Source organism: Mesorhizobium sp. LEGMi-168a, from assembly GCF_058312955.1.
In genome coordinates, this window is record NZ_JBZEGV010000009.1 from 19,089 (window position 1) to 31,309 (window position 12,221).

The following is a 12,221-nucleotide window of genomic DNA, read 5'->3' on the forward strand; positions in this document are numbered from 1 at the left end:
TGCTCCTTGGGTTTGCTGAAACGCCGCTCAGAGAGAGCGCCCGATCAGCAATTTCATGATCTCGTTGGTGCCGCCGTAGATGCGCTGGACGCGGGCGTCGCGATACATGCGGGCGATCGGATATTCATTCATGTAGCCATAGCCGCCATGCAGTTGAAGGCATTCGTCGACGACTTTGCCCTGCAGGTCGGACAGCCAGTATTTGGCCATCGATGCCGTCACCGGGTCGAGGCCGGCGTCGATGTGGCGGGCGACGCAATCGTTGTAGAAGACGCGGCCGATCGTGGCCTCGGTCTTCAGCTCGGCCAGCTGGAATTGCGTATTCTGGAAATCGATGATCGCCTTGCCGAAGGCCTTGCGCTCCTTGACATAGTCGATGGTGATCGCCAGCGCCCGCTCGACCATGGCGATCGCCCCGGTGCCGATCTGCAGCCGCTCCTGCGGCAATTGCTGCATCAGCTGGACGAAACCCTTGCCCTCCTCGTGGCCGAGCAGGTTCGAGGTCGGCACGCGCACGTCGTTGAAGAACAGCTCGGACGTGTCGTTGGCCTTGAGCCCGATCTTGTCGAGGTTGCGGCCGCGCTGAAAACCTTCGACCTCGTCGGTCTCGACGACGATCAGCGAGGTGCCCTTGGCGCCCTTTTCCGGATCGGTCTTGGTGACGACGATGATCAGATTGGCGAGCTGGCCGTTGGTGATGAAGGTCTTGGAACCGCTGATCTTGTAGTGGTTTCCGTCCTTCTCGGCGCGGGTCTTGACGCCCTGCAGATCCGAGCCGGCGCCGGGCTCGGTCATGGCGATGGCGCCGATCAGCTCGCCGGTCGCCAGCTTCGGCAGCCATTTCTGTTTCTGCTCCTCGGAGCCGTAGTGCAGGATGTAAGGCGCGACGATCGAATTGTGCAGGCCGATACCGAAGCCGTCGACGCCGACATGGCCGATCGCCTCGATGATGGCGCTCTCATGCGCGAAGGTGCCGCCGGAGCCGCCGTATTTTTCCGGCATCGAGGCGCAGAGCAGGCCGGCGGCTCCAGCCTTGAGCCAGCTCTCGCGGTCGACCATCTCGTTCTTTTCGAACTCGTCGTAGCGCGGCGCGATCTCTTCCGCCATGAAGCGGGTCGCCATGTCGTAGAGCATGCCGACTTCGTCCGCCGCCCAGGCGGGCTTCGGCAAGCCAAGAATTTCGGCTGGATTTGTCATGCTATTTCCTCTGCTGCGCCAGCGTCCCCCTTGAGGAGAGGGTGGCCGCGAAGCGGCCGGGAGGGGTCGCCGGTGAAGTGCTCGGCCTTATCCTTAACGAACTGCGCCACATGCCACGCACTGTTAATGACATCCGGCTCGTCAATCCTGACGATCACGTAGCCAAGCGACCGCAAATAGGCATCGCGATTCATATCATGGCGCTTGCCTGCTTCAGTTTCGTGCAGATCGCCGTCAACCTCGACGATCAGTTTGACCCGCGGGCAAACGAAATCGACGATGTACGGGCCGATCGGCGACTGCCGCCTGAACTTCAGGCCATCAGCAGTAAGTTCGCGCAATTCGTACCATAGCAAGGACTCCGCCTTCGTCGCATGGAGACGAAGCGAACGTGCCTTCTGCCGCATCTCGAAACTCACTCGCGTCCGGCGCATTGCGATGGTCCTCCTCCCAGTGCGCATCGTCAGAATTGGCGTCGAGTTCGTCGCGGGCGACCCCTCCCGACCAGACTTCGTCTGGCCACCCTCCCCTCAAGGGGGAGGGGGACGCCGAGCATTTCTAGAACGCTTCCGCCGGCAGCGCCATTAGCGTGTCCGCGCCACTGGAAATGCGGGCAAGCCGCGTCGCCGTCTCCGGCATGATCCGCTCCATGAAGAAGCGCGCCGTCACCAGCTTGTTGTCGTAGAACGACGCGGCCCCGTTGGCGCCTTCCGCGAGCTTCGTGTGGGCGGCCTTGGCCATCTGGCCCCACATGTAGCCAAGCGCGACCAGGCCGAAGAGATGCATGTAGTCGGTCGAGGCGGCGCCCGCATTGTCGGGCTTGGCCATGGCGTTCTGCATCAGCCACATCGTCGCCGCCTGCAGGTCGTTGAGGCCCTTCTTCAGCGCCTTGGTGAAAGGCGCCATCTTCTCGTCGGCCCGGTTCTCCTCGCAAAACTCGCCGACCTCCTTGAAGAAGACCTGCACCGCGCGGCCGCCATTTTGCGCCAGCTTGCGGCCGACGAGGTCGAGCGCCTGGATGCCGTTGGCGCCCTCATAGATCATGGCGATGCGGGCATCGCGCACGAACTGGCTCATGCCGTGCTCTTCGATATAGCCATGGCCACCGAACACCTGCTGCGCCATCACCGCGTGGTCAAAACCCTTGTCGGTGAGCACGCCCTTGACCACCGGGGTCATCAGCCCGGTGTAGTCGTCGGCCGCCTGGCGGTCCCTGTCGTCACCGGAGCGGTGGGCGACGTCCGACTTGATCGCCGTCCACAGCGCCAGCGCGCGGCCACCCTCGTTGAACGCCTTCATGGTCATCAGCGAGCGGCGGACATCCGGATGGACGATGATCGGGTCGGCCTTTTTGTCCGGCGCCTTGACACCCGAGAGCGAGCGGCCCTGAAGGCGGTCCTTGGCATAGGAAACCGCGTTCTGATAGGCGATCTCAGAGACCGACAGCCCCTGCAGACCGACGCCGAGACGGGCCTCGTTCATCATCGTGAACATGGCCTTCAGGCCGCCGTTCAACTCGCCGAGCAGGGCGCCCTCCGCCTCGTCATAGTTCATAACGCAGGTCGAGTTGCCGTGGATGCCCATCTTCTCCTCGATCGAGCCGCAGGAGAGCGCGTTGCGCTCGCCGGGATTGCCCGAGCCATCGAGCTTGAACTTCGGCACGATGAACAGCGAGATGCCCTTGACGCCTTCCGGCGCGCCCTCGGCGCGGGCCAGCACCAGGTGGACGATGTTGTCCGCCATGTCGTGCTCGCCGGCGGAGATGAAAATCTTCTGGCCGGAAATCTTGTAGGTGCCGTCGCCGTTCGGCACCGCCTTGGTGCGCAACAGGCCGAGGTCGGTGCCGCAATGCGGCTCGGTCAGGTTCATGGTGCCGGTCCAGGTGCCCTCGATCAGCCTGGGCAGCCAGGTAGCCCTCTGCTCGTCGGTGCCGTGGGTGACGATAGCCGCGATCGCGCCCTGCGTCAGGCCGGGATACATCATCAACGCCATGTTGGCGGAAATCATGTACTCGGAGACGGCGGTATGGACCGCATAAGGCAGACCCTGGCCGCCGAACTCGGCGGGCGCGGCAAGGCCCATCCAACCGCCTTCGCGATACTGGTCGAAGGCGTCCTTGAAGCCCTTGGGCGTTGTCACCGAACCGTCGTCATGGCGCACGCAGCCTTCCATGTCGCCGACCCGGTTCAGCGGATGCATGACGTTCTCGGCAAGCTTGGCGCCTTCGGCGAGAATCGTCTCGAGCACGTCGGGCGTGGCGTCCGAGAAGCCCGGAAGATTGGAATAGCGCTGATAGCCGAGCACGTCGTTGAGCACGAACAGCGTGTCCTGGACGGGCGCCCTGTAGATCGTCATGCCTTCCTCCACCCTTGCGGTCTTGGCCAGCTAGCAAGCTCCCGATCCAGGTCCGGATGGGAGGCCGAGCCGATGTCGACGCCCCGATAGCAAAAATTGACGTTTGCGTAAACGTCAATCTTGTCGCAGCCGGAAAAATTTTGGTGAACACGGAGCGCAAAGCAACGAAAAAAAGCCGCGCGGCCAAGGCCACGCGGCTCTCTGTTTCGGGATCGTCGCTACTGAAGCGCGAGAGCGATCAGCCGGCGGCGCTTGCCTGCGGCGCGGCCCGCTCGGTGAGCATCCGGCGAACGACCGTCATCGAATTGCTCAGTTCGTTGATGGCGTCCTCGATCAGCGTCCGCTGCTTCTGCAGGCGGGCGAGCTGCTTCTCCGACTTGTCGAGCGCCAGCCGCAACTGCTTGGTGTTGGAGCCGGTCGGATCGTAAAGGTCCATCATCTGCTTGACGTCGCGCAGCGAGAACCCGACCTTGCGGCCGAGCAGGATCAGCTTCAGCCGGGCCTTGTCGCGGCGCGTATAAAGACGGGTCGAGCCGTCGCGCTTCGGATTGAGCAGGCCCTTGTCCTCATAAAAACGCAGCGTGCGCAAGGTCACGCCGTATTTCTTGGCCATCTCGCCTATGCGGACGAATTCCTCACCGGCCTCGGCCGGAATGTCATTGCTATTGGCCGCGGCTTCGCCGGGCGAAACAAGTTTCATGGTCACTGGCTTTCCCCTGATGGCGTCGCGGTCTCGGACCAAGCGTCGCCTGAGTGGAAGCGGGGGCGTGCTTCCAATCGTGGTTTCGACAAATCAATCGCAAGAGGCACGGCTTCGCACCTTTTACGTTTACGTCAATTCTATACCGACAGCCGGCACCTGACGCAAGGGCGTTGTCGGAATAGAACTTTATGCCGCACCCGGATGCCCACCCAGGTGGGCTTACGATTATGCGCGACTTCTTAAGCTTGGTTAACGCCTTGTTTACCACGTTGGGCGAAATGTGCGCATGTCGGTCACCCGTGTTTATCCTGTAGCGAATTTTTCACGGTCTTCGAAGCGTGGGTGAAAACCCGGGAAGCCCGTCTTCCTCCGCAGCAGAACCGCGCGGCCGCCTTCGTTCCCGGCAGGACTTTGGGAAACCGGCCACGGCCGGTCATTCTGAACACGGGCGCATCGATGAACAGCAAGCGGTCCTATCTCGATACACTCAATGCCGGCAGGCAACGCCGGCCGCACACCTCGCTGGAGGAGCTGAACCGCTCGCTCGAAACGCTGGAGCAGCGGCTGGAACGGACCCGCACCGACATGCCCGAACGTCCCGATCCGCGGCGGCCGGCCGCCGAGCCGCGCTACGCGGCCGCGCAACCTTATGGTTCGCCGCGCTGGTACGAGGATGCCTACGCCGCGCAGAGGGAGCAAAATCGGGGTTCGCAAAATAAAGCACCGCAAAACCCGGCGCCCTCCGACTTCGGCCCCAACTATCAGGCCATCGCCCGCGACATCGACCGGGTGCGCGGACAGGAAGACGGCGTCGCGATGGTCGGCAAGATCGCCGTCGAATTGCGCGGCCTGCGCGAAGAGCTGCGCCACCAGATGACCGCCGGCCTGCAGCGCGAATTCGACGCGCTGCGCAAGGACATCGATCGCGCCATGCAGGCGAACAGCCAGCATGGCTCGTCGCCCGACAAGAGCAGCGCCGAGCTCGGCGTCGAGTTCGAGCGGCTTTCCGGCGCCATCCACACGCTTGCCGAAAAGAGCGACGACCGCAGCGTCAATCTGCTGCGACTGGAACTGGAGCAGGTCAAGGCGGCGCTCGACACGCTGGCGCGCGAGGAAAGCGTGCAGGCCGTCGATCAAAGCGTGCGGGCCGCCGATCGCCGCTGGGACGATTTCGACCGCCGCTGGAGCGCCTTCGAGGATCGCGTCGACGCCGACCAGCGCCAGCGCGCCGAGGGTCCCAACCTTTCGGTCCTCACCGACCGGCTCGAACAGATCAGCAGCGCGGTCAACAACCTGCCGCAGTCGCTATCGCTCGCTTCGCTGGAGGAAAAGGTGCGCACCCTTGCCGGCGCGGTCGACCGTTTCGCCAGCCAGCAGACCATGCGCGGCGGCGAGACGCTTGCCATGATCGACGAGCGGCTGGACGAGATCTCGCGCGCCATCGTCGCCTCGACGGTGGCCGCTCAGGCCAATGCCTTCGACCCGGAAACCTTCGGCCGCATCGAGAGGCGGATCGCTTCGCTGGCGCAGCAGATCGAGGAGGTCGCGCAGTCGCGGCCCGGCGCCGAGGTCATCGACCGCCTCAACCTTCTGTCCAGCCGGGTGGACGAACTCGCCGGACGCACCAACCTGCCGGAGCAGGCGATGGAGCGTCTGGGCAAGCAGATCGCTTTGATCACCGACAGAATAGACCGCGCGCCGGCAATGCCCGACGCCGACTATATCTTCCAGGGCCTGGAGCAGCGCTTCGACGCGCTGTCCAGCCTGCTCGAGCGCCGCCAGGGCGATGCGATCGAGCAGGGCAACATGCTGTTCCGCGACCTCGAGCGGCGGCTGGACGAAGTCGCCGACAGGCTCGACCGGCGCATGCAGCAGGACGACGGCGCCGGCATCATGGAGGCGATCGACGCCCGCTTCACCGCGCTTGCCAAGCGCATCGAGACGCGCGCGGCCGATCCTGCCAACGACATGGCGATCCGCGGCCTGGAAAGCCGGCTCGAAGACATTTCCAGCCGGCTGGAATCGTCCGCCGCGCAGGTCGCCGGCATCGATCCGGCGCTGATCCGCAGCCTGGAGTCGCAGGTGACCGCCCTTTCGGCGCATCTGTCCAGGCCGAGCGCGCCGCTGCCCGAATTCGAGGACATCAGCCCGCGCCTCAACGAGATCGAAAAGTCGCTGGCGGGCACGCGCGATTCCATCCTCAGCGTCGCGCGCGAGGCGGCGGAGAACGCCGTTCGGTCGCTGGCCGAGTCGGGCTCCAGCACGGCCGCTTCCAACGCGGCCGCCGTGGGCGGCCTCGCGCAGGACCTGAAGACGCTCGAAGCACTCACCCGCCGTTCCGACGAGCGCAATTCGCGGACCTTCGAGGCCATCCACGACACGCTGCTCAAGATCGTCGACCGGCTCGGTTCCCTGGAGGCCAGCGAGCCGAGCGAAGCGGTCAGCGAACTCGTCGATCCGCAACCGGGCGGCAGACGGGCCGGCCGCGCCGGCAAGATCGCGGTGCAGGACGCACCGTCGATGGATATCGACCAGCCGCTGCCGTTGACCGGAGACATCGCCGATCTCGACGCGCGCGCCGCCTCCATCCTGCGCAACGAGCCGCCTACGCAAGGCGAACATGTTACGCGTGGCGAGCCTGGACCGCGCACGCCCGCCGAAGCCGCGGCCGCCGCCGCCATGGCTGCGCTCGGATCGGACGCGATCGGCGAGAAGGCCGAGAAAACTGGCCGCAAGAAGTCGATGTTCAGCGGGCTGGCGCGCGCTTTCAAGGGCAAGAAGGACGAGGACACGCCACCGCTTGCGGGCTCGGCGCCAGCCGGCGACGTTCCGACCGTCGACATCGACGAACCGCTCGATCCCAAAGCAGCCAACCGGCCGCTGGAGCCGGGCTCAGGCGCGCCGGACCTCAACGCCATCATGAAACGCGTGCGCGACGAGCGCGGCCAGCCGGCCAAGCGCAGCGAGACCGACGCCGCCAAATCCGATTTCATCGCGGCCGCCCGCCGCGCGGCGCAAGCCGCCGCCGCGGAAGCCGACGCGCTGAAGCGGCAGTCGACGATGACCGGCCCGGTAAAGGCGCTCAGAATCGGCGACCTGCTCAAGGCGCGGCGCAAGCCGATCCTGATGGCGGCCGCCGCAATCATGATGGCGCTGGCCGGCCTGCAGCTCGGCAAGGCCTTCTTCTCCGACCCGGCGCCGGTCGCGCGCAACGACGTGGCGCCGATCGTGTCCACACAGGCGGTCGATACCGCGTCGCTCAATGCCGCCGGCGCGCCCAAGGCCGACACGGACGCCGCGAAGCCAGAGAGCGCGCCGGCCCGCGCCGTCAGGCAGGCCGAGCCCTCGAAGGACGATCCGGCGCCACAGGTGGCCGCTCAGCCGTCCGGCCCCGAGATGCCCGCCGCCGCGGCGCCGGCCGAACCGGCGCCTGCTCCGACGGCTCTGTCCGCGCCGACCCAGCCTGCGCCGGCGCCGATGGCTTCGACCATGCCGTCCGAGCCCGTCTCTCCGGCGGTGAACGGACCGGCCATGGACACCGATGCGGATGCACAGCCCATGACCGGCGCGCCGGCGGCCAGCACACCAGTGCCCGGCGCTCCGGCAGCCGGCGCTTCTTCGGCCAACACGCCAGCAACCACCTCCGCCGACACCACCGGCACCGTCCCGCCGGCCGGCGGCCAGCCCGCAAATTCGGCCGTCAAGATCGACATCCCGTCCGACATCGGCCCGGTGGCGCTGCGCGACGCGGCCGCGGGCGGCGATGCCAAGGCGCTGTTCGAGATCGGCTCGCGCTACGCGGAATCGCGCGGCGTGAAGGAAGACATGACGGCCGCCGCCAAATGGTATGAAAAGTCCGCCGAACTGGGCTTCGCGCCGGCCGAATACCGCATCGGCAATTTCTACGAGAAGGGCATCGGCGTCGCGCGCGACATCAAGAAGGCCAAGACCTACTACCAGCTCGCGGCGGAACAGGGCAACGCCAGCGCCATGCACAATCTGGCGGTGCTGTTCGCCATGGCGGCGGACGGCGTGACCGACAATGAATCGGCGGCGCACTGGTTCCAGGAGGCCGCCGATCTCGGCGTCAAGGACAGCCAGTTCAACCTCGGCATCCTTTCGGCCAAGGGCGTCGGCATGAAGCAGAATCTGGAGGAATCCTACAAATGGTTCGCGCTTGTCGCCAAGACCGGCGACAAGGACGCCGCGTCCAAGCGCGACGAGATCGCCAATGCGCTCAGGCCCGAGCAGCTCGAGCGCGCCCGCGCCGCCACGGAACTGTGGAAGGCCAAGCCCCTCAACGCGACCGCCAACTCCTCCGACATTCCGGAATCCTGGCAGGACAGCACGCCGCAGACCACCGCCAGCATCGACATGAAGAAGGCGGTGAAGAATATCCAGCTGATCCTCAACAAGAACGGCTATGAAGCCGGCGGAGCCGACGGCGTCATGGGCGACAAGACCAAGAGCGCCATCATGGCCTTCCAGACCGACAACAAGATGAAGCCGACCGGCGAGATCGATGCGCCGCTCGTCAAGGCGCTGCTGGCGCGCAAATAATTGCAGGTGCGTCGCTTCCGCGACGGCTTGCCACAGATTTGCCTGTTAACTGATTGAGATGGTTTTTGTTTCGGCGCGGCGGCAGGGTTTGACCCTGCCGCCGCGCCGGCGCAAGAAAAAATTGGCTTTTCGGTGCGAAACTGCTTTTTTCGGTGGGAAACTGCCGGGGACGGCGGCATTCGCCGAGAGGCAAACTGATCGAGACAGACGGGTGGGCATCTATCTCCCGATCGCGGAAATTTCCGTCAACGTCTTCGTGCTGCTGGCGATGGGCGCGGCGGTGGGTTTCCTGTCGGGCATGTTCGGGGTGGGCGGCGGCTTCCTGATCACGCCGCTCTTGATCTTCTACAACATCCCGCCGGCGATCGCGGTCGCCACCGGGGCCAACCAGGTCATTGCTTCTTCCTTCTCCGGCGCGCTTTCGCACATGAAGCGCGGCACGCTCGACTTCAAGCTGGGCGGCGTGCTTCTGGCCGGCGGCATCGTCGGCTCGACCGCCGGCATCTATGTGTTTGCGCTGCTGCGCCGGCTCGGCCAGTTGGACCTCTTCATCTCGCTGCTCTACGTCGCGCTGCTCGGCACCGTCGGCGGACTGATGCTGGTCGAGAGCGTCAATGCGCTGCGCGCCAGCCGCAGCGGCGCCGCGCCTGTGCTGAAGAAATCCGGCCAGCACAACTGGATTCACCGGCTGCCGTTCAAGATGCGCTTCCGCGCCTCGAAGCTGTTCGTCAGCGTCATCCCGGTGCTCGGGCTCGGCGCGGCCATCGGCTTCCTGTCGTCGATCATGGGCGTCGGCGGCGGCTTCATCATGGTGCCGGCGCTGATCTACCTGCTCAAGGTGCCGACCAACGTCGTTATCGGCACCTCGCTGTTCCAGATCATCTTCACCTCGGCCTACACCACGCTGGTCCATGCCACGACCAACCAGACCGTCGACGTCATCCTCGCCTTCCTCTTGATGGCCGGCGGCGTTGCCGGCGCGCAATATGGCGCCAAGGCCGGCCAAAGGCTGCGCGGCGAGCAGTTGCGGGCGCTGCTGGCGATGCTGGTGCTGGCGGTCGCCATTCGCCTTGCCATCGATCTGTTCGTGACGCCGCCCAACCTCTATTCGCTCGCGGGCCTGAGCTGATGGCGGGATTGAAAGCGTTCGCAGCCACCGTTTCACTTTCACTCCTCTTCGCCTTGTCGCCGGCGACGGCGCAAACGCCGCCCGCCGCCGAGGGCATCCAGATTGGCCTGTCCACCGACGCCATCTCGATCACCGCCGGTTTCTCCGGCGCGGACCTCACCATCTTTGGATCGCTTGAAAATCCCGATCCGCTGGTCTCGCGGCAGGGGCGCTACGACGTCGTCGTCGTGCTCGAAGGGCCGCCGCGGCCGGTCGTCGTGCGCCGCAAGGACAGGGTGCTCGGCGTCTGGATCAACCTGGAATCGGAAACCTTCGAGAACGTGCCGGTGTCCTATTCGGTCGCCACGACGCGGCCCCTGCAGGACATCGCCGACCCGAACAAGTACAAGCAGCTTTCGCTGGGCTCGCAGAACCTCTACATGAAGCCCGCCGACGAGACCGACAACCCAGCGACGATCGAGGAGTTCACCGCGGCACTGCGCGAGCGCAAGACGGCAACCGGCCTCTACAGCGAGAATGTCGGCGGCGTGCAGTTCCTGTCGCAGAGCCTGTTCCGCGCCACCGTGCGGCTGGCGCCCAACATTCCGGTCGGCACGCACAAGGCGCGCGCCTTCCTGTTCAAGAGCGGCATGTTCGTGAAGGAAAGCTCCGCCCAGCTCGAAATCCGCAAGTCCGGCTTCGAGCAGTCGATCTTCCGCGTCGCGCACGACTATTCCTTCCTCTACGGTGCGTTCGCCGTGTCGCTTGCGATGCTGACCGGGTGGCTCGGGCGCCTGGTCTTCCGCAAGGATTGATGCTTCGCGGGAAAAATGGGAACACCCATTTTCCCGTGAAAAGAGGGGTTTCCCTTTTCCCGGTTTTGCGATAAATCGCCGCCTCCCACCCCTAGGGACAAGCACTCACATTCAATTTCGGCAGAGCGGTCCGGCTATCCGGGCGACGGCGCGTCGATGCGTTTGCCTGCCGCCATGAAGCAATGACAGGAGGCTGCGATGCAATCAGCATTCGGCGGCATCGATTTCGGCACGTCCAATTCCACGGTGGGCGTGATCCGCGACGGCCGCGCCCGACTGGTGGCGCTGGAGGGCGAACAGCCCACCTTGCCGAGCGCTGTCTTCTTCAACTTCGAGGACGGCCATACCTATTTTGGCCGTCGCGCGATCGCCGACTATACCGACAGCGTCGAGGGCCGGCTGATGCGTTCGCTGAAAAGCGTGCTCGGCAGCTCGCTTGCGAACGAGAAGACGCGCATCAAGGCGCGCCTGATCGGCTTCGTCGATATCATCGGGTTCTTCCTCAGCCATTTAAAAAAGCGGCTGGAAGACGATGCGGGCGGCCCTGTCGAACGCGTCGTGCTCGGCCGCCCCGTGCAGTTCGTCGACGACGATGCCGAAGCCGACGCGAAAGCACAGGGCGAGCTCGAAAAGGCTGCGCGCGGGCAAGGCTTCAAGCATATCGCCTTCCAGTTCGAGCCGATCGCGGCGGCGCTTGACTACGAACAGAACGTCGCCCGGGAAGAGCTGGCGCTGATCGTCGACATGGGCGGCGGCACCTCCGACTTCTCGGTGGTACGCGTCTCGCCGGAGCGCGCCCGCTCGGACGACCGCAAGGGCGACATATTAGCCAATCGCGGCATCCATATCGGCGGCACGGACTTCGACCGGCTGCTCAGCATCGCGCATGTCATGCCCGAGCTCGGCTATCTGACGCCGACCAAGGACGGCAAGCGCAACCTGCCGGCGAGCTATTTCATCGACCTCGCGACCTGGCAGCGCATCAACCTGGTCTACACCGCCAAGGCGATGTCGGACCTGAAACAAATCCGCTTCGAGGCCGAGCGCGCCGACCTCGTCGACCGCTTCATCCACATCGTCGAGCATCGTTACGGCCACGCGATGGCCGGCCTGGTCGAACGGGCCAAGATCGCGCTGACCGACCAGGCCTCGGCCGAGGTGAAGGTGTCGCTGCCCGCCGCGCGCTTCGCGGCCGGGATCACGCGCGAGGGGCTTGAGGAGACGATCGGCGGAGACATCGAACGGGTGACCGTGACGGTGAGGCAGACGATCGCCGACGCCGGCGTCCCCGCTTCGGCCATCACCGCCGTGTTCCTGACCGGCGGCTCGACCGCGATCCCGCTGGCAAAGCGGCGGATCCTTTCGCTGGTGCCGCAAGCCTCCGTCATCGAAGGCGACATGTTCGGCTCGGTCGGGCTCGGCCTGGCGCTGGATGCGCGGCGGAAATTCGCCTGACAGCCAGTTTTTGCCGCAAGTTAGCTGC

Annotated in this window: 8 protein-coding genes; 4 read left to right on the plus strand and 4 right to left on the minus strand. The window is 65.2% G+C overall.

Features of this window, described 5'->3' with window-relative positions; all coding sequences use genetic code 11:
* Positions 1-27 precede the first annotated feature (27 nt).
* From AC4FWB_RS14530 to AC4FWB_RS14545, 4 genes are all read right to left on the minus strand, one after another.
* Positions 28-1,197 carry an acyl-CoA dehydrogenase family protein gene (locus tag AC4FWB_RS14530; RefSeq protein WP_491026816.1) on the minus strand — a complete coding sequence of 390 codons (1,170 nt, stop codon included), beginning with the start codon at positions 1,195-1,197 and terminating at the stop codon, positions 28-30.
* On the minus strand, positions 1,194-1,631 hold the full coding sequence (locus AC4FWB_RS14535) for an endonuclease domain-containing protein (protein WP_491026818.1): 438 nt from the start codon (positions 1,629-1,631) through the stop codon (positions 1,194-1,196). The genes AC4FWB_RS14530 and AC4FWB_RS14535 overlap by 4 nt, the downstream gene beginning before the upstream one ends.
* A gap of 124 nt (positions 1,632-1,755) precedes the next feature.
* Positions 1,756-3,552: an acyl-CoA dehydrogenase gene (locus AC4FWB_RS14540; RefSeq protein WP_491026819.1), complete on the minus strand. Its 1,797-nt coding sequence runs from the start codon at positions 3,550-3,552 to the stop codon at positions 1,756-1,758.
* 238 nt (positions 3,553-3,790) lie between these two features.
* Complete coding sequence (locus AC4FWB_RS14545) at positions 3,791-4,252, minus strand: MerR family transcriptional regulator (protein ID WP_126102429.1); 462 nt, start codon at positions 4,250-4,252, stop codon at positions 3,791-3,793.
* Positions 4,253-4,711: 459 nt separating this feature from the next.
* On the opposite strand from AC4FWB_RS14545, the gene AC4FWB_RS14550 reads away from it, so the two are divergent.
* From AC4FWB_RS14550 to AC4FWB_RS14565, 4 genes are all read left to right on the plus strand, one after another.
* The gene (locus AC4FWB_RS14550) at positions 4,712-8,815 is read left to right on the plus strand and encodes a peptidoglycan-binding protein (protein WP_491026821.1); all 4,104 of its coding nucleotides are present in this window, start codon (positions 4,712-4,714) and stop codon (positions 8,813-8,815) included.
* A gap of 211 nt (positions 8,816-9,026) precedes the next feature.
* A complete protein-coding gene (locus tag AC4FWB_RS14555) occupies positions 9,027-9,944 on the plus strand; it encodes a sulfite exporter TauE/SafE family protein (protein WP_491026823.1) in 918 nt (305 codons plus the stop codon).
* Positions 9,944-10,738 carry a TIGR02186 family protein gene (locus AC4FWB_RS14560; RefSeq protein ID WP_491026825.1) on the plus strand — a complete coding sequence of 265 codons (795 nt, stop codon included), beginning with the start codon at positions 9,944-9,946 and terminating at the stop codon, positions 10,736-10,738. Before AC4FWB_RS14555 ends, AC4FWB_RS14560 begins: the two co-directional genes overlap by 1 nt.
* Positions 10,739-10,936: 198 nt before the next feature.
* Positions 10,937-12,193 (plus strand): Hsp70 family protein, encoded by a 1,257-nt coding sequence (locus tag AC4FWB_RS14565; RefSeq protein ID WP_491026827.1) that lies wholly within the window; start codon positions 10,937-10,939, stop codon positions 12,191-12,193.
* Positions 12,194-12,221 lie beyond the last annotated feature (28 nt).

Coding starts and splice junctions, on each gene's coding strand:
- AC4FWB_RS14545 (WP_126102429.1), bottom strand. CDS start 4,252: ATGAAACTTGTTTCGCCCGGCGAAGCCGCGGCCAATAGCAATGACATT.
- AC4FWB_RS14540 (WP_491026819.1), bottom strand. CDS start 3,552: ATGACGATCTACAGGGCGCCCGTCCAGGACACGCTGTTCGTGCTCAAC.
- AC4FWB_RS14535 (WP_491026818.1), bottom strand. CDS start 1,631: ATGCGCCGGACGCGAGTGAGTTTCGAGATGCGGCAGAAGGCACGTTCG.
- AC4FWB_RS14530 (WP_491026816.1), bottom strand. CDS start 1,197: ATGACAAATCCAGCCGAAATTCTTGGCTTGCCGAAGCCCGCCTGGGCG.
- AC4FWB_RS14550 (WP_491026821.1), top strand. CDS start 4,712: ATGAACAGCAAGCGGTCCTATCTCGATACACTCAATGCCGGCAGGCAA.
- AC4FWB_RS14560 (WP_491026825.1), top strand. CDS start 9,944: ATGGCGGGATTGAAAGCGTTCGCAGCCACCGTTTCACTTTCACTCCTC.
- AC4FWB_RS14565 (WP_491026827.1), top strand. CDS start 10,937: ATGCAATCAGCATTCGGCGGCATCGATTTCGGCACGTCCAATTCCACG.